Here is a 25155-nt window from a genome sequence, read left to right on the forward strand (position 1 = left end):
ACATTTCCCAAAGTACCAACCAGGTACAAAGATCGTATCCATTGGGTGAGAACACTTGGGCCAGCAAAGTTCCTCAGTCAACAAAAAAACATCCGAAAAAGCACTTATCCCCCTCCCGCCGACGGAGTTCGTGTCATTTTTTTTTGAAAGCGCCGTGGAAGTGCAATTGAATCGCTAACCCAAGCGGGCTATGGGCTTCAGCTGGCTATGGTCAATTTCACATGATGCAAAGTATTGAAAAGAAATGCAGAGACATTGCGCATCTACTCGGAAAACGTCTTTTCACTTCGCCCGCCGGCAGCACCTTATTTCATTGGATGGAAACCACAAAAATCAGGATTTTGGCGTTATTTTTAAATCAGAACTGATAAGAAAATCGGCTAAGACCCTAAATCGCTTGGACTTCAAAGGAAGCCCGCAACCCCGGCGGATCAAGGGGTGCGGGATGGTGCGTAGTGTTCCAGCCGCTGAACTTGATTTCAGAGAGATTTACTTCGTGTTAACCCGAGACTCAAGCCTTTCGGAAGATTCTCAACGGAGATCAGCGCTAGGTTGTCGGTAATAATTCGATCATCGTCAAGCAAAGCAAAGGAGGGAACCCACAAGAGCGCCTCTTTATCGAACTCATAAACCAACTGCCGACAAACCATTCCTCGATCTCTTAGTCTGGAGGTTAAGCGCGCCGCTTGGCCCGCAGCACCCGCTGAAGCATCTAGCGCGGCATGAAGCTTTTTGACGTCAGTCCCCCTGTACAAGAATGAAATCTGACACCCCTCATAGAACGAGTGGAAGTCAAGGATGGGGCTACGTCGCTCAGCAGCTCGACTGAGCAGGCGCTTTAACCAAGCATGAACTCCTGCATATGAGGCTTTTCCCGCTTCAGAGGCAAATGCCTTCACGAAAGGGTTCCATACAAGAATTACGTACGGGATCCCGATTCTGATTAACTCTTGCAGGGAATCAGCGGCGTTATGAGAAAGCTCACCGCACTCAATCTTGACAGGCGAGTCGTTGGCGACCTGGTCCAACCACTCTTTTTCAACCTCCCTTGGGTCCGTTGCGATCTCAAGCCACATATCATCAGGCAGCGGAGGAAGCGTCTCTGGCGGTGGCACCAACGCTCGCTCATCAAGACCCAAATCACCAAAATTGAGCACATCCCCGCCCGCGTAATACCCGATTAGCGCGGCAACAAATTTTTGACCTTCTTCGCTTTCGAACGACTCGCTTTCCAAAACTTTTCCCTTGGGAAGCCCAGGGTCGTGGTTATGAAGAAGGGTGAAGGGATTGCTGTTGATCTGTGCGACCAGCCTGGCCGGATCAACGTCGACCTGTAACTCCCCATGTTCGTTGCGAGAGTCAGTCCAAATAATGGCGCGTACAATTTCGCCAAATTTCCCCGGAGCGTGGCGCAGCTCGGCTTCTTCAGCCCATCTGAGGGCGGCAGGCGTATCTCGTAAAAGGTCAGACATGGGTGACTCCGCCGGTGGTTTATAGTCGATTGGTCAAGATAGACCGTGATGGCCATGATCCTAGATTTCTTTCCACTCACACCAGCGAAGAGCGAGCGCTTCTATAGGAACAGGCTAAAACGCGAGATTTTTCCGTCCAACATCCGTCCAATTCAGCCATATTTTTATTCGGCACATATGTACAGGAATCGCAGACATGTCCCGATTTTTAAGGCTTTACCCAATGAAATCGACGTTCCAAATCGGGCTCATAATCCTTTGGTCCACGGTTCAAGTCCGTGTGGGCCCACCAAATTGAAAGCCGCGCAAATGCGCGGCTTTTTTTTGGGTGATGGATTGAGGTTCGAAGTCTTGGCGAGCGCAATGTTCGGAAACGCATTGTTAGGAATATAACCGCAAGATCTGTAGGAATGTTCCCAAACTATGTTTTCTCCCCTCTCCGCGCGTTGTCGACCAATTCTCCAGACGAGTAATCTCCGGACGCCACCGCCCGTCCAGGATTGTTTTTATGCTCGTGAATGCTGCGCCACTGATAAAGGAAGCAGCCCACCAACCAACCTGGATCAACCTTGCGTTACCTGATTTGAGAACGTTATCGAGAGAACTTCGGTCAGCGGCAATCGACGAGATAAAAAGGGCTGACAACGCAGAAGACGCCCTCAAAATCCTTCTGGATCAATTTGGGTTTCTCGACGAGTCCGTACTGACCGTCACTATCCTCACACCCATTGGGAGGGTGGCAGTCATGAGAGACAAACTGGCTCATATCGTTGAGAAACGTCCAGACTCCCGAGAGCGCTATGTTCGACATGCCATCGATACGCTCACGGGACCTTTCGAAGTCTGGAAAGTCCTTTACGATAATGGCGGTCACCGAATGGCATTCATCAATGCCTATGAGGCAAAAAACGACATGCTTGTCGTGGTCGATGTGCGAAACGGGCATCTCCTCTGGAACTTCATGCACGCACCGGCCAGAGCGATGAACAAACACCGCCAAGGCGAGCTTTTGTACAAGCGGTACATTCTTGAAGACAAAGAAAAGGGCAGCCATTCGGCTGCCCTTGATGTTTGAATCCTGATATTTGCACCCTCAGGAAATGGGATGAAGAGGTCTCACCTTACACCGATGTTGCAGCATCGCTGAGGTACCTACGTCCGCTAATGCCCTGCAAGGCAGCAGATTTCGCGCTCTTGCTGGCATTCTTGATAAATAGGCCAGGCAAGTCAAATCAAATATCCGATGTTTTGTTTCAGCGCACCGTTAGCGTCGACGATTGGGTGAACCGCTCCAACATCACCCGCAGCGTGTCGCTCGTAGTGCCTGTAACATTCGCAACTCACCGCCCCCACACACCATGGAGCCGCCCTTGCCAGACATCCGCCCGCCCGTGCTTGATGAAATCGACCGTCAACTAATCGCAGCCCTGCAGATCAACGCCCGTGAGAGCGTGGCCATGCTCGCCCGGCAATTGGGCATTGCGCGCACCACCGTGACGTCGCGTCTGGCGCGGCTGGAAAAGGCCAAAGTGATCACCGGCTATGGCGTACGCCTCGGCCAGCGAGTGGTCGACGGCGGCTTGCAAGCGTATGTCGGGATCAAGGTACAGCCACGCTCTGGCAAAGAGGTGCTACGCCGGTTGAGTGCAATGGCGCAGGTGCAACAACTGTGTGCGGTGAGTGGCGAGTTTGATTATGTGGCGTGGTTGCGTACGGATTCGCCGGAGCAACTGGATCAGTTGCTCGATCAGATTGGCAGTGTGGACGGGGTGGAGAAGACCACGACGTCGATCATTTTGAGTAGCAAGATCGATCGGGGGCAGCCGGTTTAAGATTTTGATCGGGCTTCTCGGGTGAGTTTCAGGGCTTCTTCGCGAGCGGGCTCGCTCCCACATTCTGATCGGTGTGTAGTATCCGTTCGTCATATTGATCGCTAATTTGGCAAAACGACGACACTTTGCGTCTTATTAACGTGTTCTACGCTCCCTAGAATGGCTGGCATCTTTTCCTATACTCAGACGCGCATTCGCGTCGGGTCGCCAGCAAGGTCAGCCATGAACAAGAACAATCGCCATCCTGCAGACGGTAAGAAACCAGTCACCATTTTCGGCCCGGACTTTCCGTTCGCGTTTGACGACTGGATCGAACACCCGGCCGGTCTCGGCACTATTCCTGAACATAATCACGGCGCCGAAGTGGCGATTGTCGGCGCGGGCATCGCCGGGCTGGTGGCCGCCTATGAGCTGATGAAACTCGGTTTGAAACCGGTGGTTTATGAGGCGTCGAAGCTTGGCGGTCGTTTGCGCTCGCAAGCGTTCAACGGCACTGACGGCATCGTCGCTGAACTGGGCGGCATGCGTTTCCCGGTGTCTTCCACCGCGTTTTATCACTACGTCGACAAGCTTGGCCTTGAGACCAAACCTTTCCCGAACCCGCTGACGCCGGCCTCCGGCAGCACCGTGATCGACCTGGAAGGCAAAACCCATTACGCACAGAAACTGGCGGATCTTCCTGCGCTGTTTCAGGAAGTGGCTGACGCTTGGGCGGATGCACTGGAGGCCGGCTCGCAGTTCGCCGATATCCAGCAAGCCATTCGCGACCGCGATGTACCCCGTCTGAAAGAGCTGTGGAACACGCTTGTGCCGTTGTGGGACGACCGCACCTTCTACGACTTCGTCGCCACCTCCGAAGCCTTCGCCAAACTGTCATTCCATCACCGCGAAGTGTTCGGTCAGGTCGGTTTCGGCACCGGCGGCTGGGACTCGGATTTCCCTAACTCGATGCTGGAAATCTTTCGCGTGGTGATGACCAACTGCGACGATCACCAACACCTGGTGGTTGGCGGCGTCGAGCAAGTACCGCAAGGCATCTGGCGACATGTGCCGGAGCGCTGCGTGCACTGGCCCGAAGGCACCAGCCTGAAATCCCTGCACCGTGGCGCGCCGCGTTCTGGCGTGAAGAAAATCGCCCATGCACCAGATGGCCGTTTCGCGGTCACCGACAATAACGGCGATACCCGCGAATACGCCGCCGTGCTGACCACGTGCCAGAGCTGGCTGTTGACCACCCAGATCGAATGCGACGAAAGCCTGTTCTCGCAGAAGATGTGGATGGCCCTCGACCGCACGCGCTACATGCAGTCGTCGAAGACTTTCGTGATGGTCGACCGGCCGTTCTGGAAGGACAAGGACCCGGAAACCGGTCGCGACCTGATGAGCATGACCCTCACTGATCGCCTGACCCGTGGCACCTATCTGTTCGACAACGGCGACGACAAGCCGGGCGTAATCTGCCTATCGTACTCGTGGATGAGTGACGCGCTGAAGATGCTCCCGCATCCGGTGGAAAAACGCGTTGAGCTGGCGTTGAATGCGTTGAAAAAGATCTATCCGAAAGTCGACATCGCCGCGCGGATCATCGGCGACCCGATCACCGTGTCGTGGGAAGCCGACCCGTACTTCCTCGGCGCCTTCAAAGGTGCGCTGCCCGGCCACTATCGCTACAACCAGCGCATGTACGCGCACTTCATGCAGGACGACATGCCGGCCGAGCAACGCGGGATTTTCATCGCCGGCGACGACGTTTCGTGGACGCCGGCCTGGGTCGAAGGCGCGGTGCAAACATCGCTCAACGCGGTGTGGGGGATCATGAAGCATTTCGGCGGTTCGACACATAAAGCGAACCCGGGCCCGGGTGATGTGTTCAAAGACATCGGCCCTATCGCCCTGCCCGAGTAAGAGGAATCCCTGATGCGTGTAGCCCTTTACCAATGTCCACCGCTGCCCCTGGACCCCGCCGCCAACCTGCAACGCCTGCATCAACTGGCGATGGAGGCCAAGGGCGCCGACCTGCTGGTGCTGCCGGAGATGTTCATGACTGGCTACAACATCGGCGCCGAAGCGGTCAGCACCTTGGCCGAGGTCTACAACGGTGAATGGGCGCAGCAGATCGGGCGAATCGCCAAGGCTGCGGGTCTGGCGATTGCTTACGGCTATCCGGAGCGCACCGCCGACGGGCAGATTTACAACGCCGTGCAGTTGATTGATTCAAACGGTGAGCGCCTGTGCAATTACCGCAAGACGCATCTGTTTGGTGATCTTGACCGGTCGATGTTCAGCCCGGGCGATGATGATTTCCCCATCGTCGAACTCAACGGCTGGAAACTCGGCTTCCTGATCTGCTACGACCTCGAGTTTCCGGAAAACACCCGCCGTCTGGCGCTCGCCGGCGCCGAGCTGATTCTGGTGCCGACGGCGAACATGATTCCGTTCGATTTCGTCGCCGATGTCACCGTGCGTTCGCGCGCCTTCGAAAACCAGTGCTATGTGGCCTACGCCAACTACTGCGGCAGCGAAGGCGAGATCCACTACTGCGGGCAAAGCAGCCTCGCCGCACCGGATGGCAGCCGCATCGCTCAGGCCGGACTCGACGAAGCATTGATCAGCGGAGAACTGGATCGGCAGCTAATGATCGATTCGCGCGCCGCCAATCGCTATCTCAGCGACCGCCGCCCGGAGCTTTACGGCGCGCTGAACAAGCGCTAATCCGCTAGCATTGGCACTTCACTGTTCTGGAAGTGCCCATGCCTGCGCCGACTCACCCCCGCCCCCACTCTGAAACCCTGGCCAATGGCTTGCGCGTGACCCTGCGTCATGTGCCAGGTCTGAAGCGTAGCGCCGCTGCATTGCGCGTGGCCGCCGGTAGCCATGACGTGCCGCTGGCGTGGCCGGGGCTGGCGCATTTTCTCGAGCATTTGCTGTTTCTCGGCACCGAGCGTTTTCCGGCGGACGAAGGGCTGATGGCCTACGTGCAAGGTCATGGTGGTCAGGTGAATGCCAGCACCCGCGAACGCACCACTGATTTTTTCTTTGAGTTGCCGACACAAGCGTTCAGCGCTGGGCTGGAGCGCTTGTCAGACATGCTCGCCAGGCCGCGTATGAATCCGGACGATCAGCTGCGTGAACGCGAAGTGTTGCAGGCGGAATTTATCGCTTGGTCGCAGGATCCTGCGGCGCAGCAGCAGTTTGCCGTGTACGAAGGTTTACCGGCAGAGCATCCGTTGCGCGGATTTCATGCAGGGAATCGTGACAGCCTGCAAGTCGAACAGCCTGCGTTTCAACAGGCCTTGAAGGACTTCCACCAGCAGTTTTATCAAACTGGGCAGATGACCCTGAGCCTGGTCGGACCGCAGAGCCTTGCAGAACTAAAAGCACTGGCTGAACAATTTGCGGCGGTTTTGCCCGTTGGGGATAAAGTTGCGCAGGCGACATCCATACCGCTGGCGGTAAAAAGTTATCAACAGCTCGGTGAGCGACGCGGCAACCTGATGTTTGCGTTCGATGCCTTGCCTGAGTCTTCTGTCGAGGCTTTGGCGTTTCTTTGCCATTGGATGAACAGCGCCAAACCCGGCGGGTTACTGGCGCATTTGCAGCAGCAGAATCTGGCTGATGGTTTAAAAGCTGCGCCGGTCTATCACTTTGACAGCCAAGCGTTGCTGCATCTGGAGTTCATCGCAGCTTCCGAATCGTTAAACGCCATTGGCGCGCAGGTGCTGGATTGGCTGAGTTTCTTTGCTCAACAAGATTGGGCGCCACTGCGCAAAGAATACGCAACTCTGCTTCAGCGCCAGCAGCAAGTCAGCGGCGCGCTGCAGTTGGCGCGACTCGACAGTGAACAGTTGGAAAATGGCCTGTCCGAGGCAGGCGTTAAGGCCCTTGTTCACATCCTCGGCAAAATCGGCACTGTGGATAACTTCAGCGCTCACTGGCGCCTGCCTGCCGCCAACCCATTCCTGCGCGCCAGCGAACCCTTGGCCAACGCCGGACTGATTCGCGGCCAGACCAGCGCCCACCGGGGGCTGCGCACGTTCGCTCAGGATCGCTCACGCGGTCGTCGTGAGCGTTCACCGATGCAATTCAGCCAGGCGCTGCCAGACACTGGCGATGAGGGTGCGATCTATCTGCGCTGGCAAGTAGAGGCTGCCGCCAGTGCTGATCTGCTCTCAAGGTTGCAGCGCAGTCTTCGGCAAACTCAGCAGGACGCGCGCCAAGCCGGGGTCGATTTGTGTTTCAGCGCCTCTGGCAATCAATGGCTGCTGAAGCTCACGGGCCTGAAAGAGCCAATGCCTAGCGTCCTTGAGCACGCGCTGAAATCTCTGACGCAAATTGACGCCGATTCGCCGCGCAATGAGCCGGAAGCGCCGTTGATCCCCATCCGCCAACTGCTCAAAGCACTGCCGGAACATGTGCTGGAATCAGCCAAAACCGGCGACGACGCCAAACACCTGTGGACAACTTCACGCTGGGACGGCCTCGCTCTGGGTCTTGACCAGCAGACGCAATCCGCCATGGGCCCGGCCCTGAGCCGTATTCCCGGGATCCCGGACAATCAGTTACCTGCGCCGACAGCCGTGGCTGCGCACAAACATTGGAGCCACATCGACACCGCGTCCAGCGAGCATGCCTTGCTGCTGTGCTGCCCGACTGCCAGCCGCGACATTGCCGTTGAAGCCGCATGGCGACTCCTCGCGCAGGTGTGCCAGACGCCGTTCTATCAGCGTCTGCGGGGCGAATTGCAATTGGGCTATGCGGTATTCAGCGCACTGCGCCAGACTCACGGCCAAACGGCCATGCTGTTCGGCGTGCAATCCCCGAACACCCAACCCGTGGAACTGCTTGACCACATTCAACAGTTTTTCGAAAGCCTGCCAAGGCTGGTCGAAAAGATGGATGAGTCGAGCTTCGAGCAACAGCGCCAGAGCCTCGCCGATCAATTCGACGACACCAATCTGTCCAGCAAAGACGCCGCCGAACTGCTCTGGCAGGCAAAGCTCGCGGGCCACTCGTCGGATTATCTTGAGCAGTTGACCGCCGCCATCCTTCAACTGGATCGCCAGTCATTGCTCGCAGCTGCTCAGCGTTTGATCAACGCAGACCGCGGCTGGCTCTGCCTCGCCAGCGATCAAGCGCCCGCAACCCCATGGCGAGCGACAAATTGATCATTACCGAGGCTGCAAGGAGCTTTCTCAAAGATTCACGGGCATTTGTCTGGAAATTTTGAGTAACATAGCAGCCTAACTATTTGGAACATCTCTGCGCTGCCGTGGACTATACCTATGGACAGCGCTATCCCACCCACCCTGAGGAGACACACCATGTCCTGGACAAAACCGGCTTACACCGACCTGCGTATCGGCTTCGAAGTCACCATGTACTTCGCCAGCCGCTGAGTTCTGCTTACGTAGAATTGCAGTGCAACGCCTCGGCTCGCCGGGGCGTTTTATTTTCCGCGTTGAAATGATGGAGCGTTCATGTTCGTCCAGATTCTGGGTTCGGCCGCTGGCGGCGGTTTTCCGCAGTGGAACTGCAACTGCGTCAACTGCGCAGGCTTTCGCGACGGCAGCCTGAATGCCAAGGCCCGCACCCAATCGTCCATCGCGATTTCCGATGACGGCGTGAACTGGGTGTTGTGCAACGCCTCGCCGGACATCCGCGCGCAGCTGCAAAGCTTCGCCCCGATGCAACCGGGCCGCGCTCTGCGTGACACCGGCATCAGCGCGATCATCCTGATGGACAGCCAGATCGACCACACCACCGGTCTGCTCAGCCTGCGCGAAGGCTGCCCGCATCAGGTCTGGTGCACGGACATGGTTCACGAAGACCTCAGCACCGGTTTTCCGCTGTTCAAGATGCTCACCCACTGGAACGGCGGGCTGAACTGGAACCGCATCGAACTCGACCAGAGCTTCACCGTGGCCGCGTGCCCGAACCTGCGTTTCACCCCCCTGCCATTGCGCAGCGCCGCGCCGCCGTACTCGCCGCATCGCTTTGATCCGCACCCGGGCGACAACATCGGCTTGATCGTTGAAGACCTGAACACCGGCGGCAAGCTGTTCTACGCGCCAGGGCTGGGCAAGGTCGATGCGCCGTTGCTGGAGATCATGGCGGGCAGCGATTGCCTGTTGGTCGACGGCACGATGTGGGATGACGATGAGATGCAGCGCCGTGGCGTTGGCACTCGCACCGGTCGCGAGATGGGCCATCTGGCACAGAACGGGCCTGGCGGCATGCTCGAAGTGCTGGAGCAGTTGCCTGAGCAGCGCAAAGTGCTTATCCACATCAACAACACCAACCCGATTCTCGACGAAGATTCGCCGGAGCGTGCCGAGTTGGCGCGGCGGGATGTTGAAGTGGCGTATGACGGCATGAGTATTGTGTTGTAAGCATTTGAGACCGCTGCGCGGTCTATCGCGAGCAGGCTCACTCCTACATTGGAATGCGATCACCTGTAGGAGTGAGCCTGCTCGCGATAAGGCCGGCACAGACACCAGCTATTTCTAGGGTTGTTCCCCGGAGAACCGCAATGACCGACACCCCGCTGTCCCCCACCGAATTCGAAGCGGCCCTGCGCGCCAAAGGCGCCTACTATCACATCCACCACCCGTATCACGTGGCGATGTACCAAGGCCGCGCCACTCGCGAGCAGATTCAGGGCTGGGTCGCCAACCGCTTCTACTATCAGGTGAACATCCCCCTGAAAGACGCGGCGATCCTCGCCAACTGCCCGGATCGGGAAATCCGCCGCGAGTGGATCCAGCGCCTGCTCGACCACGACGGCGCCCCCGGCGAAGACGGCGGCATCGAAGCCTGGCTGCGTCTCGGGCAAGCGGTCGGTCTCGACCCGGATCAACTGCGCTCCCAGGAACTGGTGCTGCCCGGCGTGCGTTTCGCCGTCGACGCCTACGTCAACTTCGCCCGCCGCGCCAGTTGGCAGGAAGCCGCCAGCAGTTCGTTGACCGAACTGTTCGCGCCGCAGATCCACCAATCGCGCCTCGACAGTTGGCCGCAGCATTACCCGTGGATCGACCCGGCCGGTTACGAATACTTCCGCACCCGCCTCGGTCAGGCACGGCGTGATGTCGAGCACGGTCTGGCGATTACGCTGGAGCACTACAAGACGCGCGAAGGTCAGGAGCGCATGCTGGAAATTCTCCAGTTCAAACTGGACATTCTTTGGAGCATGCTCGATGCCATGAGCATGGCCTACGAACTGAACCGCCCGCCGTACCACAGCGTCACCGAACAACGGGTCTGGCATAAAGGAATCACCTTATGAGTTTCGACCGCAGCAAAGTCCCGACCTGGCGTCCCGGCTACCGCTTCCAGTACGAACCGGCGCAAAAAGGCCATGTGCTGCTTTACCCGGAAGGCATGGTCAAGCTCAACGACAGCGCCGCATTGATCGGTGGTTTGATCGACGGTGAGCGCGACGTTGCGGCGATTATTGCCAAACTCGATGAGCAGTTCCCCGGCGTGCCCGAGCTCGGTGACGACATCGAGCAATTCATGGAGGTTGCCCGTGCGCAGCACTGGATCGAACTTGCCTGATCTGCCGGCCAAGCCTGAGATCGGCCTGCCGCTGTGGCTGCTCGCCGAGCTGACCTACCGCTGCCCGCTGCAATGCCCGTACTGCTCCAATCCACTGGATTTCGCCGAGCAGGGCAAAGAGCTGAGCACCGAGCAGTGGATCAAGGTGTTCCGCGAAGCGCGGGAGATGGGCGCAGCGCAATTGGGCTTTTCCGGTGGTGAGCCGCTGGTGCGTCAGGATCTCGCCGAGCTGATTCATGAAGCGCGGCAATTGGGTTTCTACACCAACCTGATCACCTCAGGCATCGGTCTGACTGAGCAGAAAATCAGCGACTTCAAAAAGGCCGGCCTCGATCACATCCAGATCAGTTTTCAGGCCAGTGACGAGCAAGTGAACAACCTGCTCGCTGGCTCGAAAAAGGCTTTCGCGCAGAAGCTGGAGATGGCCCGCGCGGTGAAGGCCCACGGCTATCCGATGGTGCTGAACTTCGTCACCCATCGGCACAACATCGACAAGATCGACCGCATCATCGAGCTGTGCATCGCGCTGGAAGCCGACTTCGTCGAGCTCGCCACCTGCCAGTTCTACGGATGGGCGCAGCTCAATCGTGTCGGCCTGTTACCGACCAAAGAGCAACTGGTCCGTGCCGAACGCATCACCAACGAATACCGCGCAAAACTGGAAGCCGAAGGGCATCCATGCAAGCTGATTTTCGTCACCCCGGATTACTACGAAGAACGCCCGAAAGCCTGCATGAACGGCTGGGGCAGCATCTTTCTGACGGTCACCCCGGACGGCACCGCCCTGCCCTGCCATGGCGCCCGGCAGATGCCGGTGCAATTTCCCAATGTGCGCGATCACAGCATGCAGCACATCTGGTACGACTCGTTCGGCTTCAACCGTTTTCGCGGTTACGACTGGATGCCCGAGCCGTGCCGCTCGTGCGATGAGAAAGAAAAAGACTTCGGCGGCTGCCGCTGTCAGGCGTTCATGCTCACTGGTGATGCGAGCAATGCTGACCCTGTGTGCAGCAAGTCCGAACATCACGGCGTGATCCTCAAAGCCCGCGAAGAAGCCGAGACCGCCACTCAAACCATCGAACAACTGGCCTTCCGCAATGAACGAAACTCACGCCTCATCGCCAAGGGCTGAGCCTTTCAGCGCTTCGCAAGCCGTCGCTGCCGGCATGGACTTCGCCGAGCTGCAGCTCGGCGCCAATGGGCTGTTCTGGAATGAATATCGCCCCGAAGATGCCGCGTGCCGGATCTGGCATTGGCGTGACGGCGTGGCGAAATGTCTGACGCCGGATGGCTTCAGCGTGCGCAGTCGGGTGTACGAATATGGCGGTGGCGCGTTTTGTCTGACGCCGGATGGGGTGGTTTTCGTCGCTGAGGCGGATCAGCAGTTGTACCGCCAGAAGCTCGGTGGCGAGCCGGAAGCATTGACCTCGGGCGAGTGCCGTTATGGCGATGTGCATTTTGCTTTCGGCCAAGTGCTGGCGGTTGAAGAACAGCAGGATCAGCATCGGCTGGTGGCGATTGATCTGGCTGATGGCCGTCGACATGTGCTGGCTGAGGGCGCGGATTTTTATGCTGCGCCAACACTCAGCCCGGATGGCCAGCGTTTGGCCTGGATCGAATGGAGTCGGCCGCATCAGCCGTGGACATCGACTCGGTTGATGGTGGCTGAACGCTTGGCTGACGGCGCATCCGCTTCACCGCAATGCGTTGCTGGCGCCGAGATTGAAGAATCCATTCAACAGCCGCGATTTGATGCTGAAGGTCAGCTGTATTGCCTGACCGATCGTGGTGGATTCTGGCAGCCGTGGGCTGAGACCTCCGACGATTTGGAGCCATTACCTGCTGCGCAAGCCGATCACGCGCCGGCACCGTGGCAACTGGGCGGCTGCACTTGGTTGCCTGTTGAAAATTCGGTTTTAGCCAGTTGGAGTGAAGGCGGTTTCGGCCGTCTGACATTAGGCGATGACGACCTCACCGGTGACTACAGCCGTTTCCGGCATTTGGCTTTGGATGCGCAATTTATCTACTGCATCGCCGCCTCGCCGATCAGCCCTTCGGCGGTCATCGCTATTGATCGAACGAGCCGCGAAGTGAAAGTGCTGGCCGGTGGTGTTGCTCCCCTGCCCGCTGAACGCATCAGCCGTCCGCAAACCCTGCGTTACCCGAGTGGTTCGGGCCAAGCTCACGGGTTCTTCTATCCCGCCATGAGCGGCGAGACGAAACCACCGTTGGTGGTGTTCATCCATGGAGGCCCGACGTCGGCCTGCTACCCGATGCTTGATCCGCGCATTCAGTACTGGACGCAACGCGGTTTCGCCGTCGCCGATCTCAACTATCGCGGCAGCAGCGGTTATGGCCGGGAATATCGACAGGCCTTGCATCTGAGCTGGGGTGAAGTGGATGTCGAGGATGCTTGTGCGGTGGTGAACTATCTTGCCGAGCAGGGTTTGATCGACGGTGAACGCGCATTCATTCGTGGCGGCAGCGCAGGCGGCTACACCACATTATGTGCGCTGGCGTTCAAACAGGTTTTCCGCGCCGGAGCGAGTTTGTACGGCGTCAGCGACCCGGTTGCGTTGGCTCGGGCAACGCACAAATTTGAGGGTGATTATCTGGACTGGCTGATCGGCGATCCCGAACAGGACGCCGAACGCTACGCCGCCCGCACACCCTTGCTGCACGCAGGCAACATCCGGGTGCCGGTAATCTTTTTTCAGGGAGAACTGGACGCCGTGGTTGTCCCGCAACAAACCCGCGACATGGTCACGGCACTCGAGCAGAACGGCATCGCGGTCGAAGCGCATTACTACCCCGACGAACGCCACGGCTTCCGCCGCGCGGCCAATCAGGCGCATGCACTGGAGCAGGAGTGGAAGTTCTATCGGCGGGTGATGGGGTTGGCGGACTGATCAGGGGGGCCCCGTTGAAATCGCGCAGCCCCATTCGCGAGCAGGCTCCCACATTGGATCTGTGTCGTTCACAAATCCCCTGTGGGAGCGAGCCTGCTCGCGAAAGCTATCTATCAGGTGCCGCAGTACTCAACGCTTGGCGATGATATACACCGCATGCACGATCCCCGGAATATACCCGCACAACGTCAGCAGAATGTTCAACCAGAACGCCCCGCCAAACCCGACCTGCAGAAACACGCCCAGTGGTGGCAACAGAATAGCGATGATGATGCGAATGAAATCCATGGGGCAGCTCCTGTATGGGGGTTGGCTCACTTGAGCCATACAAGCTAATCGACCTGCGCCGCTCGTCAGGGTTCAGTGCTAATCACGGTGTCGGTATCAAACTGATAGCTCAGCCAAGAATTTGCAGTCCGTGCTTCTGCACGATGCTCAGTAACTTCAGCGCCATTCCGCTCGGGTGTTTGTCTCCCGACTCCCATTGTTTGACTGTCGACGCGCTCGTGTTCAAGTAGCGAGCGAATACCGGCTGGCTAACGTTATTGCGTTCGCGCAGAGCCTTGATCTGTTCCGCCGGGATCGCTTCAGGAACCGTTGCCAGACACGACTCATCAAACTCCCGCATTGTTGCCTTGCTGATTGCGCCGACAGCCAGTAGAGCGCTGGCTGATTCGTGTATCGATCCAAAAACTTCACTTTTGAATTTCTTACTCATGAAATATCTCCACAAACTCCTTCATTGCCAACAAATCCCGGATCTGCTGCTCGGTCAGCTGAGCATAGGCTTTTGCTAACTTTCATAAATCCTTCAATTCAGATGTCGCAGGGACTTTCTAAAAAACCATTCGCACGACGAACTCTCAAGCTCTAAACACCATCTGCAAAACCCGGCCACAAAAAAACGCCCCACGCCAAAAGAATCAGGCGTGGGGCGTGCGTTATACCGCGAGACGGTTCTGGAAATCGGGTAGGAAACTTCAGCTCAGACGGCAATCCCTTTGCGGCATTGCAGTTGTGCGGTGCGCACTCGCGAAAAGGCGCGGCCCAGGCGCAGGAGCATTTCGTCGATGTTGGTTTTGCTCACGGTGAGCGCCGGGGTGAAGCGCAGGCAGTTGGCTTGCGGGGCATTGAGCAGCAGGCCTTCATGCAGTGCGGCGTGGACCACGGCTTCGGCGGAAGCGTCTGACAGGGTCAATCCGTAGAACAGGCCCTGGCCGCGCAGTTCGCCGTGGTCGTAGCGGTGTGCCAATCGGGCCAGACCTTCACGCAGGTGCTGACCGTTATCTTTGATCTGCTGGAGGAAGCTGCGGTCGTGCACGCTGTCGAGCACGACCAGACCGGCCGCCGTCATCAATGCATTGCCGTGATGCGTACCGCCGAGCTCGCCGGCCTCGAAACAGCAGGCCTTGCCCCGCGCCAGCAGCGCCGCCAACGGCACACCGCCGCCAAGCCCTTTGCCGAGCACAACGATATCGGCGCGCACGCCGTAGGATTGTTCGGCGAGCAAGGTGCCGCAGCGACCGATGCCGGTCTGTACTTCGTCGAGAATCAGCAGAATGCCCAATTCGCGGCACAGTCGTTCGACACCTTTGAGGTAATGCTCGGTCGCCGGCACAACGCCGGCGTCGCTCTGGATCGGCTCCAGCATGATCGCTACAGTTTGCGCGTCGACCGCCGCGTGCAGGGCCGACAAATCGTTAAACGGCACCGGATCGAAACCCGGCAGCAACGGCGCAAACCGGTTGGGCAGGTTGCAGCTGTCGGAGGCGGAAATCGTCGCCAGGCTGCGACCATGACAACCCTGCTTCGCAACGATAATCCGCGAGGCGCCGCCGCGATGCAGTTGGCCCCATTTGCGCGCCAGTTTGATCGCCGCTTCACAGGCTTCGCTGCCGCTGTTGAGCAGGTAGGCCTGATCGCTGGAGGTAGCGGCGCACAGACGCTCGGCAAGGCTGAGCATGCCGCGATTATGCAGATTGAAACCGGGATTGATCAGCGCCTGCGCCTGGTTGGCAATCGCTTTGACCAAAGCAGAAGGACTGTGACCAAGGCTGTTGGCGCCACCAGCCTGGGAAAAGTCGAGATACGCGCGATCATTGCTGTCCCACAACCAAGAACCCTGACCACGAACAAACACCTGTTGCGGCCGTTCAACGCTGGGCATCAGGCGCGCGGTGCTCAGATTTTCGTTGATCTCAGAAGAGTCGGTCTCAAAGGCGAGGTCATCAAGACTCGGCGTCTGACGCCGCAAACTGAACAGATTCATTGAAAAACACCTCGTTTAGGGTGTTTTGAACTGCCTATGCAAACACTGTCGAAGCGAACGCTATTCATCGCGCTTTCTGGCCCTGTAAGCCTTGTGAATGCGGTTAGACTAGGCTCACCGAGGCTTGCGGGCCATTTCGATTTACCAGCATTTTCGATAAGCATTACTTATGGATTTCAAACAACTGCGTTATTTCGTCGCGGTCTACGAAGAAGGCCATGTTGGCCGGGCGGCGGAGCGTCTTTCGATCTCGCAACCGGCGCTCTCGCAGCAGATCCGCCAGCTCGAACAGAACCTCGACGTAACCCTGTTCGAGCGCAGCAGCAAGCGCTTGCTGCCGACCCTCGCCGCTCACACTTTGTACAACCATGCCCTGCCGCTGCTTGATGGTTTGCAACGGGCGCGCGAGGCGTTGGGGAATTTCAAAGGACAGGCCTTGCGCACGCTGGCGATCGGCGTGCTGCAAACGGTTCACACCAGTCTGGTGCCGCAAATGCTTGAGCGGGTGCGCAAGGCGCAGCCGCATCTGGTGGTGCAGATTTATGAATTGACCGGACTTGAGATCGAGCGGCGCCTGCTCAACGGTTCATTGGACATCGGCATTAGTTATCTGCCGCCGCGCCAACCGGGTCTGCACGGCGTAATGCTCTACGAAGATGAACTGACGCTGGTGATCCCGGCGGACCACCCATTGCGCGAATTCAAGAAAGTCTCGATGCGCCAGGCCGCCGAACTGCCCATGTTGCTGCTGGGTGAAGAGTTTCAGATCCGCCAGATCTGGCAGGCGCAACTGACCGCTCTGGGGCGACGTCCACAGGTGCAGGCAGAGCTGAACAATATGGTGGGGATTCTCGACAGTCTGCCGCATACCAAACTGGCGACGGTTCTGCCGGGGCGCTCGCAAAAGGAGTACGACGATCAGGATCTGCTCTGGAAACCGCTGAGTGAACCGCGGGTGCCGCTGAAAGTGGGCTTGGTCTGTCGCGATGTGCAGCGCCAGCAGGCGCCTTTGGCGCTTTTGCAGACGTTGCTGGAAGAAGTGATGGAGCGCGAAGTGAAACCGGCGCTGGATCCGTTGGCCTGACTACTTTTCTGCAGGCAAAAGAAAACCCCGCCGAAGCGGGGCTTTGCAGACTGTTTCCCTGACATCCATTTCACTCCGCCACCCTGGCAGAATCCTACGTGTCCGTGTTGTTGCTTTGCGCTTCCTGCGCGACGTCCATGAAATGTAGATTAGCCGTGGATCCAATCTACGCCTATGGGAGAACAGCAGCACGTCATGTAAGCAAATGCTTACATGACGTTATCGCATCAGAATTGCGCCGCATCCAGCAGGAACAGCGACTCGCTGCCAGCCTTCACTGACGCGCTCAACGAGTGAATGCGCGGCAGCAAACGGGCGAAATAGAAGCGCGCAGTGCCAAGCTTGCTGGCATAGAAATCGTCCTGCGCTTCTTTGCCCAGTGAGGCTTTGGCCATCAATGCCCACATGTAGGCGTAGGACACGTATCCAAACGCTTGCAGATATTCGACCGACGCCGCGCCGATTTCGTTCGGGTTGGTTTTCGCCCGGTCCAGCAACCATGAGGTCAGCTCGTCGAGGGTGCCGACGGCATCGTTCAGCGGCTTGGTGAATTCGCCCAGATCGGCACTCGCGGTGGCGGTGAAGTGGCGGATCTCGTCGGCGAACAGTTGGTAGAACGCGCCGCCGCTGCCGACGATCTTGCGCCCGACCAGGTCCAGTGCCTGAATACCGTTGGTGCCTTCGTAGATCTGGGTAATGCGCACGTCACGCACCAGTTGCTCCTGACCCCACTCGCGGATATAGCCGTGGCCGCCGAAAATCTGCTGGCCGTGCACGGTGGTTTCCAGACCCAGATCGGTGAGGAACGCCTTGGCCACCGGCGTCAGCAGTGCAACCAGATCTTCCGCACGTTTGCGGGTGGTGGCGTCTTCGCTGAACTTGGCGGTGTCGAGTTGCATTGCCACGTAGGTGGAGAATGCACGACCGCCCTCGTTCGAGGCTTTCATGGTCAGCAGCATGCGCCGCACGTCCGGGTGGACGATGATCGGGTCAGCGACTTTGTCTTTGTTTTGCGCGCCGGTTGGCGAACGGCTTTGCAGACGGTCGCGGGCGTATTCAACAGCGTTCTGATACGAACGCTCGCCAGTCGCCAGGCCTTGAATGCCAACACCGAGACGCTCGTAGTTCATCATGGTGAACATCGCGGCCAGGCCTTTGTTAGGCTCGCCGACCAGATAACCCACGGCTTCGTCGAAGTTCATCACGCAGGTCGCGGAGGCCTGGATACCCATTTTGTGTTCGATCGAACCGCAGTTCGCCGGGTTGCGTGCGCCCAGGCTGCCGTCGGCATTGACCATGAACTTCGGCACCAGGAACAGCGAAATACCTTTCGGACCGGCTGGGGCGTCCGGCAGTTTCGCCAGCACCAGGTGAATGATGTTTTCGGTGAGGTCGTGTTCGCCACCGGTGATGAAGATCTTGGTGCCGCTGACCTTGTAGGAACCGTCGGCCTGAGGCTCGGCCTTGGTGCGGATGATCCCCAGGTCGGTGCCAGCGTGCGGCTCGGTCAGGCACATCGAACCAGCCCAGACGCCGGCGTACATGTTCGGCAGGTACGCGGCTTTCAGCTCTTCGCTGGCGTGGGCGTTGATCGACAGGCAGGCGCCGGCGGTCAGCATCGGGTACAGACCGAAGGACAGGCTGGCGGAGTTGACCATTTCTTCAACCTGCGCCGACACGGCTTTGGGCATGCCCATGCCGCCGTATTGCGGATCGCCACCGACGCCAACCCAGCCGCCTTCGGCATAAGTCTTATAAGCCTGTGGGAAACCGGCTGGAGTGGTGACGGCACCGTCGGCCCAGTGGCAGCCTTCTTCGTCAGCCGCACGGCTCAATGGCGCGATGCTTTTGCTGGTGACCTTGCCGGCCTCTTCGAGAATGGCTTCAACGGTTTCGGCGTCGACGGTCTCGGCCAGTGCCGGCAGTTCGGCCCAGAGTTTGGCGACCTCGAACACTTCATTGAGGACGAAGCGCATATCGCGCAGCGGCGCTTTGTAGTCAGCCATGGCAAACCTCGCAAGATCTAAACGGTGATTCGTGGAAGGGTGTTTTCGTTGAGCCGGAGTGTACCTCAACAACTTTTGCGACACATAGGGTCAACCGGTGACTGTTTTGTTATTTTTAGTCACCAAAAAAGATCGCAGCCTACGCCAGCGCCTACAGGTAAAACGCGATCCTATGTAGGAGCTGCCGAAGGCTGCGATCTTTTGATCTTCCTTAAAGCGCAAACAGTTCAGCAGGCAACTTCATCAAACAATCACTCCCCGCCTCAATCGCCGCCCGATGCGCTGCCGTACGCGGCAACAAACGCTTGAAGTAAAACTCGCACGTCGCCAACTTCCCGCGCAGGTAATCCGCCTCACCCTCGCCCGCCTCCAGTTGCGCCTGCGCCACCAATGCCATACGCAACCACAGATAACCGAGAATGATGTAACCGCTGTACATCAGATAATCCACAGACGCCGCGCCCACCTCATCCGGGTTCTTCATCGCCGCCATCCCAACCTTCATGGTCAGGTCGCCCCACTGCTGGTTCAACTCATTGAGTTGCGCAACGAAACTGCCCAGTTGCGGGTGCTCAGTGTTGGCCGCGCAGAACTTATGGACGATTTTGGTAAACCCGCGCAGCAACTTGCCCTGACTGCCCAGCACCTTGCGACCCAGCAGATCCAGCGCCTGAATGCCGTTGGTACCTTCGTAGATCGGCGCGATCCGACAGTCGCGCACCAGTTGCTCCATGCCCCATTCACGAATGAAGCCGTGGCCGCCAAACACCTGCATGCCATGGTTAGTCACTTCCAGCCCGGTGTCGGTCATGAACGCCTTGCAGATCGGCGTGAGGAAGGCCAACAGATCTTCGGACTCCTGACGCGCGTCGGCATCGCTGCTCAGATGCGCGGTATCGAGCAATTGTGCAGTGAAGTAAGTCAGCGCGCGGTTGCCTTCGTTGAAGGCTTTCATGGTCAGCAACATGCGCCGCACATCCGGATGGACGATGATCGGATCCGCCGCTTTGTCCGGGGCTTTGGCACCGGTCAGCGAACGCATCTGCAAGCGGTCGTTGGCGTATTTGATCGCGCCCTGAAAACTCGCTTCGCCCAGACACAAACCCTGCATGCCGGTACCGAGGCGGGCATGGTTCATCATGGTGAACATGCAGTTGAGGCCCTTGTTCGGCTCGCCGATCAGATAGCCCTTGGCGCCATCGAAGTTGAGCACGCAAGTGGCCGAAGCCTTGATGCCCATCTTGTGCTCGATCGAACCGCAGGACACGCCGTTGCGCTCGCCCGCTTCGCCCGCCGTATCTGGCAAGAACTTCGGCACGATAAACAGCGAAATGCCTTTGGTCCCGGCCGGCGCGTCCGGCAGTTTGGCCAGCACCAGATGGATGATGTTGTCGCTCATGTCGTGCTCGCCGGCAGAGATGAAAATCTTGCTGCCGGTGACCGCATAACTGCCGTCAGCCTGAGGCACGGCGCGGGTCTTGATGATGCCCAGGTCGGTGCCGCAATGGGCTTCGGTCAGGCACATGGTGCCGGTCCATTGCCCGGCGGTGAGTTTGCTCAGATAAGTCTCTTTCTGCTCGGCGCTGCCGTGGGCATGGATCGCCGACATCGCACCGTGGGTCAGCCCCGGGTACATGCCCCAGGAGGTGTTGCTGGAGCCGACCATTTCGCTGATCACCAGCCCCAGCGAACTCGGCAGGCCCTGGCCGCCGTAGGACGGGTCTGCGGCCAGACCGTGCCAGCCGCCTTCCACGTATTGTGCGAAGGCTTGCTTGAAGCCTGTAGGCGTTGTCACCACACCATTGTCGAAATGGCAGCCCTCTTCGTCGCCGCTGCGATTGAGCGGCGCCAGAACGTTCTCGCAGAACTTCGCGCCCTCTTCGAGGATCGCGTTGATCATGTCCGGGCTGGCGTCGTGCGCGCCGAGAGCGGCGTAATTGGCGTGGAAGTCGAAGACGTGGTCGATCAGAAAGCGCATGTCGCGCAGGGGAGCTTTGTACTCAGGCATGGTGGCTTCTCCGTCAGCAGATTGCTCCAACCTACTGCTGGCCACCACGCCCGACAATCATTGTGCAGGCGCTGAATGCGCCGTCATCACTCAACCTGCGGCCGTGTCCATGCGCACCGCGCCGCGGCGGTTCTGGCCGAATGCAACCACGCAGTTACGCCCCGCGCCTTTAGCGGCGTATAGCGCTTCGTCGGCGGACTTCAGCACTTGTTCCGGATTGCGTTGTTCCACTCGTTCGGCGACGCCGATGCTCACCGTCACCGAAACGCTAGAGGCACCGGAACCGGCCCGGCGCTGACGACCTTGCTGGTCATCCTGCGGCCGGTTTTCCTGATTGCGCAGTTGAATGCTGTAGGAAGCAATCGACTCACGGATCACCTCAAGATGCGGCATGCACTCCTCAAGGGTTTTGCCTGCAAATACCAAGGCAAATTCCTCACCGCCATAGCGATAAGCCCTACCGCCACCGCTGATTTTCGACAGTTTGCTGGCGACCAGGCGCAGCACCTGGTCACCGACGTCGTGGCCGTGGGTGTCGTTGAATTTCTTGAAGTGATCGACGTCGCTCATCGCCAATACATAGTTGCGACCGAGGCGTTGCATACGTTCATTGAGCGCGCGACGGCCCGGCAGACCGGTGAGTTCGTCGCGGAAGGCCATTTGATAAGCCTCGTGCGCAACGGCGGCGGCAATCATCAACATCACTTGGCTGCACATGATGTTCAGGGTAAACGGCAGGATGAAGGTTTTCGGCAGCATCCAGAACACGCCGAGCAAGCCGACCAGTTGCGCCGCGTGCAATGGGCGCGGATTGCGCCAGTATTGCCAGGCGAGCAACAGGAATGCCGAGATAAACACCGGATAGGACAGCTGGATCAGGCTCATCCACGCGCCGTGCAGCGCCGGCCAGCGGATCTCCGACAGCCAGATCAGCAACGCCTGCGGATAACTTTGCTCCAGGCCCAACGCCACACTGCCAAAAGCCAGCAACACGGCGAAGCGCGCAACCATGTCCTGGAACAGATGCGTGCGCTCCTGCCACGCCGCAAACAGCCCAAACAACAACGGCAGCAGCAAACAGACGAGGTGGAAGACCACCGCAGCGTCTTCGCGGACCTTGCCGTTGTCGCGGTAATAATCGGTCTGGGTATCGAGCAAGAAGTAGGCGATGTACACCGTGAGCATCAGAAACAGTTCGCGCTGACGTCGGTAAACCGCGCAATACGCGCCGCCCAGCAACAGCACCAAGGTCGGCAACACGTTGAACAGCGAAGTGAAGAACACGCTGAGGTCTTTGACGTACGCAGCCGCCAACCCCGCTAGTAACAACAGCAGTGAAGGTAGGAAATGGCTGAAACGTACAGCGGAAGAACGCGGCAAGGGTAAAGCTCCGACCCGTCATATCAAAGAGATGGCATTGTGCCTGCAAAGTGCAGCCAAGCCCACACAATGTGATCCAGATCACACACTGTCTCTTTAACGGCCGGTAGCCCGACTATCTGAACTGTTCACCAACAAAAAAACCGCTACCCCCTAACGGGAGCAGCGGTTTTCAGGAGACTGCGTTAAGGCTTAGTAGCCCAGTGCGAAGTCTTCTTCTTTCATGTCCATCAGGTTGTTGGCGCCCGACAGCATGGTGGCCACGTGCGTACGGGTACGCGGCAGGATGCGCTGGAAGTAGAAGCGCGCGGTTTGCAGCTTGGCGGTATAGAACGCTGCGTCGCCGGTGCCTTCTGCCAGCTTCTCGGCTGCTACACGAGCCATGTCGGCCCAGAAGTACGCCAGGCAGGCATAACCGGAGTACATCAGGTAGTCCACGGAGGCCGCGCCGACTTCTTCGCGGTCTTTCATGGCGGCCATACCGACCTTCATGGTCAGCTCGCCCCATTCCTTGTTGATTGCCGCCAGCGGTGCGACGAACTCTGCAACGGCTTCGTTGCCTTCGTTGTTCTGGCAGAACTTGTGGACGATCTTGGTGAAGCCCTTCAGAGCTTCGCCTTGCGTCATCAGCACTTTACGGCCCAGCAGGTCGAGTGCCTGGATACCGGTGGTGCCTTCGTACAGCATCGAAATGCGGCTGTCGCGAACGTTCTGCTCCATGCCCCACTCGGCGATGAAGCCGTGGCCGCCGTAGATCTGTACGCCGTGGTTAGCAGACTCGAAACCGACTTCGGTCATGAACGCCTTGGCGATCGGCGTCATGAAGGCCAGCAGTGCGTCAGCTTTCTTTTTCTCTTCTTCATCGACGCCGTATTTGACGATGTCGACCTGTTTGGCGGTGAAGTACACCATCGCACGGTTGCCTTCGGCGAACGCCTTCATGGTCAACAGCATGCGGCGTACATCCGGGTGCACGATGATCGGGTCAGCGGCTTTGTCCGGCGCTTTCGGGCCAGTCAGGGAGCGCATTTGCAGACGATCGCGAGCGTATTTCAGGCCACCCTGGAAACCGATTTCGGCGTGGGCCAGACCTTGCAGCGCGGTGCCCAGACGTGCGGTGTTCATAAAGGTGAACATGCAGTTCAGGCCTTTGTTCGCCGGGCCGATCAGGAAACCGGTGGCGCCGTCGAAGTTCATCACGCAGGTGGCGTTGCCGTGAATGCCCATCTTGTGTTCCAGCGAACCGCAGCTTACTGCGTTGCGTGTACCGACGCTGCCATCAGCATTCGGCATGAACTTTGGCACGATGAACAGCGAGATGCCTTTGGTGCCAGCCGGTGCGTCCGGCAGGCGGGCCAGCACGATGTGGACGATGTTGTCGGCCATGTCGTGTTCGCCGGCCGAGATGAAGATCTTGGTGCCAGAGACTTTGTAGGAACCATCAGCCTGAGGTTCGGCCTTGGTGCGCAGCATGCCCAGGTCGGTGCCGCAGTGCGGTTCGGTCAGGCACATGGTGCCGGTCCATTCGCCGGAAACCAATTTGGTCAGATAGGCTTCTTGCTGCTCAGGGGTGCCGTGCTCGGAGATGGTGTTCATCGCGCCGTGCGACAGGCCTGGGTACATGCCCCACGACCAGTTGGCTTCGCCAACCATTTCGCTCACTGCCAGACCCAGCGACTCCGGCAGGCCTTGGCCGCCGTGCTCGACGTCGTGGGCGAGGCTTGGCCAGCCGCCTTCAACGAATTGCTTGTAGGCCTCTTTGAAGCCAGTCGGGGTTTTCACGCCGGACTCGCTCCAGGTGCAACCTTCGAGGTCGCCCACGCGGTTCAGCGGTGCCAGTACCTGCTCACAAAACTTGGCGCCTTCTTCGAGAATGGCGTCAACCATGTCCGGAGTTGCGTCTGCGCAAGCCGGAAGGCTCTGATAGTGCGCTTCGTAGCCGAGCAGTTCGTCACGAACGAAGCGAATATCACGCAAGGGGGCCTTGTAGTCAGGCATAGCGATAAACCTCTGCTGATGTAACCGGGAATGAACGACCGTGTTGATTTGTTGTGACGGTCAAACAGTTGTTTGAAACATACGTTTACGCCGAAATCTTGTCAAGCATCGATCTTTTGCCGTTCGTCATCGCACCTTTCAAACGCCGGGCACAGCAAACTGCCATGCGTTCGAATGAGCCACGGGCGCTGAAAAAAGATTAGTTGAGGGAGAAGGACTTACAACGAAAAACGCCGCGACAAGGCGCGGCGTTCAAGATGCAGATTACGAAAAAATCAGGCGAAGGTGTCGATGATCGTACCCAGCACTTCGTCGGAAGCTTTGGCGACTTTCACCCCCAGCTCCACTTGGAATTTACCTTGGGCCATCTGAACCATGTCGCTACCCATGTCCATTTGCTGGCTGCGATCGACACCACGCAGACGATCGACCTGTGCCTCCGAAGACTGGCTGGTGACCGAACGTTCAATGGTGTTGTTGGCAATCTGGCTGGCAGCCTGATCGACGCGATTCTGCCCGTTCTGAATCGAGCTCAGACCTGCATAAAAAGCTGTGTTACCGGAGATTTCCATAACGATTCTCATCCTTGGGAAGGATCAATGACGCCATTGAAGCAGAGGCGCCAGAAAAACACCCGTCAAAA

General features: G+C 58.3%; 21 protein-coding genes. 12 read left to right on the forward strand and 9 right to left on the reverse strand.

All coding sequences use genetic code 11. From position 1 onward, the window contains the following. Positions 1–479 precede the first annotated feature (479 nt). Positions 480–1472, reverse strand: a complete 993-nt coding sequence (locus tag AC5SEM_RS23230) for a hypothetical protein (protein WP_495471355.1) — start codon at positions 1470–1472, stop codon at positions 480–482. A gap of 508 nt (positions 1473–1980) precedes the next feature. Between AC5SEM_RS23230 and AC5SEM_RS23235 the strand changes: the two genes are divergently transcribed. From AC5SEM_RS23235 to AC5SEM_RS23285, 11 genes are all read left to right on the forward strand, one after another. Beyond that, positions 1981–2547, forward strand: a complete 567-nt coding sequence (locus AC5SEM_RS23235) for a PBECR2 nuclease fold domain-containing protein (RefSeq protein WP_495471356.1) — start codon at positions 1981–1983, stop codon at positions 2545–2547. A gap of 295 nt (positions 2548–2842) precedes the next feature. Further along, on the forward strand, positions 2843–3304 hold the full coding sequence (locus AC5SEM_RS23240; RefSeq protein ID WP_007910086.1) for an Lrp/AsnC family transcriptional regulator: 462 nt from the start codon (positions 2843–2845) through the stop codon (positions 3302–3304). A gap of 222 nt (positions 3305–3526) precedes the next feature. After that, complete coding sequence (locus tag AC5SEM_RS23245; protein ID WP_495471357.1) at positions 3527–5209, forward strand: flavin monoamine oxidase family protein; 1683 nt, start codon at positions 3527–3529, stop codon at positions 5207–5209. Between the two features lie 12 nt (positions 5210–5221). Then, positions 5222–6016 (forward strand): carbon-nitrogen hydrolase family protein, encoded by a 795-nt coding sequence (locus AC5SEM_RS23250; protein WP_495471358.1) that lies wholly within the window; start codon positions 5222–5224, stop codon positions 6014–6016. A gap of 38 nt (positions 6017–6054) precedes the next feature. Next, on the forward strand, positions 6055–8469 hold the full coding sequence (gene pqqF / locus AC5SEM_RS23255; RefSeq protein WP_495471359.1) for a pyrroloquinoline quinone biosynthesis protein PqqF: 2415 nt from the start codon (positions 6055–6057) through the stop codon (positions 8467–8469). Between the two features lie 156 nt (positions 8470–8625). Beyond that, positions 8626–8700: a pyrroloquinoline quinone precursor peptide PqqA gene (pqqA, locus tag AC5SEM_RS23260; RefSeq protein WP_003422658.1), complete on the forward strand. Its 75-nt coding sequence runs from the start codon at positions 8626–8628 to the stop codon at positions 8698–8700. A gap of 81 nt (positions 8701–8781) precedes the next feature. Further along, positions 8782–9693: a pyrroloquinoline quinone biosynthesis protein PqqB gene (gene pqqB / locus AC5SEM_RS23265; RefSeq protein WP_495471360.1), complete on the forward strand. Its 912-nt coding sequence runs from the start codon at positions 8782–8784 to the stop codon at positions 9691–9693. A 140-nt stretch (positions 9694–9833) separates the two neighbouring features. Next, a complete protein-coding gene (gene pqqC, locus AC5SEM_RS23270) occupies positions 9834–10586 on the forward strand; it encodes a pyrroloquinoline-quinone synthase PqqC (protein WP_495471361.1) in 753 nt (250 codons plus the stop codon). Continuing rightward, the gene (gene pqqD, locus AC5SEM_RS23275; protein WP_495471362.1) at positions 10583–10858 is read left to right on the forward strand and encodes a pyrroloquinoline quinone biosynthesis peptide chaperone PqqD; all 276 of its coding nucleotides are present in this window, start codon (positions 10583–10585) and stop codon (positions 10856–10858) included. The genes pqqC and pqqD overlap by 4 nt, the downstream gene beginning before the upstream one ends. After that, positions 10851–11990 carry a pyrroloquinoline quinone biosynthesis protein PqqE gene (pqqE, locus tag AC5SEM_RS23280; RefSeq protein WP_218959291.1) on the forward strand — a complete coding sequence of 380 codons (1140 nt, stop codon included), beginning with the start codon at positions 10851–10853 and terminating at the stop codon, positions 11988–11990. Before pqqD ends, pqqE begins: the two co-directional genes overlap by 8 nt. Beyond that, a complete protein-coding gene (locus AC5SEM_RS23285) occupies positions 11956–13767 on the forward strand; it encodes a S9 family peptidase (protein ID WP_137217369.1) in 1812 nt (603 codons plus the stop codon). The genes pqqE and AC5SEM_RS23285 overlap by 35 nt, the downstream gene beginning before the upstream one ends. A 129-nt stretch (positions 13768–13896) precedes the next feature. On the opposite strand, the gene AC5SEM_RS23290 is transcribed toward AC5SEM_RS23285, so the two are convergent. From AC5SEM_RS23290 to AC5SEM_RS23300, 3 genes are all read right to left on the reverse strand, one after another. Continuing rightward, positions 13897–14055, reverse strand: coding sequence for a YqaE/Pmp3 family membrane protein (locus AC5SEM_RS23290; RefSeq protein WP_003228885.1), 159 nt, complete (start codon positions 14053–14055; stop codon positions 13897–13899). Positions 14056–14164: 109 nt separating this feature from the next. Next, a complete protein-coding gene (locus tag AC5SEM_RS23295; RefSeq protein ID WP_102900121.1) occupies positions 14165–14485 on the reverse strand; it encodes a helix-turn-helix domain-containing protein in 321 nt (106 codons plus the stop codon). A 267-nt stretch (positions 14486–14752) separates the two neighbouring features. Beyond that, positions 14753–16036, reverse strand: a complete 1284-nt coding sequence (locus AC5SEM_RS23300; protein WP_495471363.1) for an aspartate aminotransferase family protein — start codon at positions 16034–16036, stop codon at positions 14753–14755. Between the two features lie 169 nt (positions 16037–16205). On the opposite strand from AC5SEM_RS23300, the gene AC5SEM_RS23305 reads away from it, so the two are divergent. Further along, positions 16206–17120, forward strand: coding sequence for a LysR family transcriptional regulator (locus AC5SEM_RS23305; RefSeq protein WP_077574788.1), 915 nt, complete (start codon positions 16206–16208; stop codon positions 17118–17120). Positions 17121–17347: 227 nt separating this feature from the next. Here AC5SEM_RS23305 and AC5SEM_RS23310 read toward each other — a convergent pair whose 3' ends face one another. The 5 genes from AC5SEM_RS23310 to AC5SEM_RS23330 all read right to left on the reverse strand — a co-directional run bounded on the left by AC5SEM_RS23310 (position 17348) and on the right by AC5SEM_RS23330 (position 25084). Beyond that, positions 17348–19126, reverse strand: a complete 1779-nt coding sequence (locus tag AC5SEM_RS23310) for an acyl-CoA dehydrogenase C-terminal domain-containing protein (RefSeq protein ID WP_495471364.1) — start codon at positions 19124–19126, stop codon at positions 17348–17350. A 211-nt stretch (positions 19127–19337) separates the two neighbouring features. Next, positions 19338–21134 carry an acyl-CoA dehydrogenase C-terminal domain-containing protein gene (locus tag AC5SEM_RS23315; protein ID WP_495471365.1) on the reverse strand — a complete coding sequence of 599 codons (1797 nt, stop codon included), beginning with the start codon at positions 21132–21134 and terminating at the stop codon, positions 19338–19340. 90 nt (positions 21135–21224) lie between these two features. After that, entirely contained in the window at positions 21225–22514 is a 1290-nt protein-coding gene (locus AC5SEM_RS23320; RefSeq protein ID WP_077574791.1) for a GGDEF domain-containing protein, read from the reverse strand. A 192-nt stretch (positions 22515–22706) separates the two neighbouring features. Next, positions 22707–24512, reverse strand: a complete 1806-nt coding sequence (locus AC5SEM_RS23325; RefSeq protein ID WP_495471366.1) for a phenylacyl-CoA dehydrogenase — start codon at positions 24510–24512, stop codon at positions 22707–22709. Positions 24513–24787: 275 nt separating this feature from the next. Further along, entirely contained in the window at positions 24788–25084 is a 297-nt protein-coding gene (locus AC5SEM_RS23330) for a pyrroloquinoline quinone biosynthesis protein PqqE (protein WP_495471367.1), read from the reverse strand. Between the last annotated feature and the right edge of the window lie 71 nt (positions 25085–25155).

The organism is Pseudomonas sp. CH61, assembly GCF_059429415.1.

Excerpts from the sequence above, each read along its gene's own strand:
- AC5SEM_RS23230 (WP_495471355.1), bottom strand. The coding sequence starts at position 1,472 with ATGTCTGACCTTTTACGAGATACGCCTGCCGCCCTCAGATGGGCTGAA.
- AC5SEM_RS23235 (WP_495471356.1), top strand. The coding sequence starts at position 1,981 with ATGCTCGTGAATGCTGCGCCACTGATAAAGGAAGCAGCCCACCAACCA.
- AC5SEM_RS23245 (WP_495471357.1), top strand. The coding sequence starts at position 3,527 with ATGAACAAGAACAATCGCCATCCTGCAGACGGTAAGAAACCAGTCACC.
- AC5SEM_RS23250 (WP_495471358.1), top strand. The coding sequence starts at position 5,222 with ATGCGTGTAGCCCTTTACCAATGTCCACCGCTGCCCCTGGACCCCGCC.
- pqqF (WP_495471359.1), top strand. The coding sequence starts at position 6,055 with ATGCCTGCGCCGACTCACCCCCGCCCCCACTCTGAAACCCTGGCCAAT.
- pqqB (WP_495471360.1), top strand. The coding sequence starts at position 8,782 with ATGTTCGTCCAGATTCTGGGTTCGGCCGCTGGCGGCGGTTTTCCGCAG.
- pqqC (WP_495471361.1), top strand. The coding sequence starts at position 9,834 with ATGACCGACACCCCGCTGTCCCCCACCGAATTCGAAGCGGCCCTGCGC.
- pqqD (WP_495471362.1), top strand. The coding sequence starts at position 10,583 with ATGAGTTTCGACCGCAGCAAAGTCCCGACCTGGCGTCCCGGCTACCGC.
- AC5SEM_RS23285 (WP_137217369.1), top strand. The coding sequence starts at position 11,956 with ATGAACGAAACTCACGCCTCATCGCCAAGGGCTGAGCCTTTCAGCGCT.
- AC5SEM_RS23290 (WP_003228885.1), bottom strand. The coding sequence starts at position 14,055 with ATGGATTTCATTCGCATCATCATCGCTATTCTGTTGCCACCACTGGGC.
- AC5SEM_RS23295 (WP_102900121.1), bottom strand. The coding sequence starts at position 14,485 with ATGAGTAAGAAATTCAAAAGTGAAGTTTTTGGATCGATACACGAATCA.
- AC5SEM_RS23300 (WP_495471363.1), bottom strand. The coding sequence starts at position 16,036 with ATGAATCTGTTCAGTTTGCGGCGTCAGACGCCGAGTCTTGATGACCTC.
- AC5SEM_RS23305 (WP_077574788.1), top strand. The coding sequence starts at position 16,206 with ATGGATTTCAAACAACTGCGTTATTTCGTCGCGGTCTACGAAGAAGGC.
- AC5SEM_RS23310 (WP_495471364.1), bottom strand. The coding sequence starts at position 19,126 with ATGGCTGACTACAAAGCGCCGCTGCGCGATATGCGCTTCGTCCTCAAT.
- AC5SEM_RS23315 (WP_495471365.1), bottom strand. The coding sequence starts at position 21,134 with ATGCCTGAGTACAAAGCTCCCCTGCGCGACATGCGCTTTCTGATCGAC.
- AC5SEM_RS23325 (WP_495471366.1), bottom strand. The coding sequence starts at position 24,512 with ATGCCTGACTACAAGGCCCCCTTGCGTGATATTCGCTTCGTTCGTGAC.
- AC5SEM_RS23330 (WP_495471367.1), bottom strand. The coding sequence starts at position 25,084 with ATGGAAATCTCCGGTAACACAGCTTTTTATGCAGGTCTGAGCTCGATT.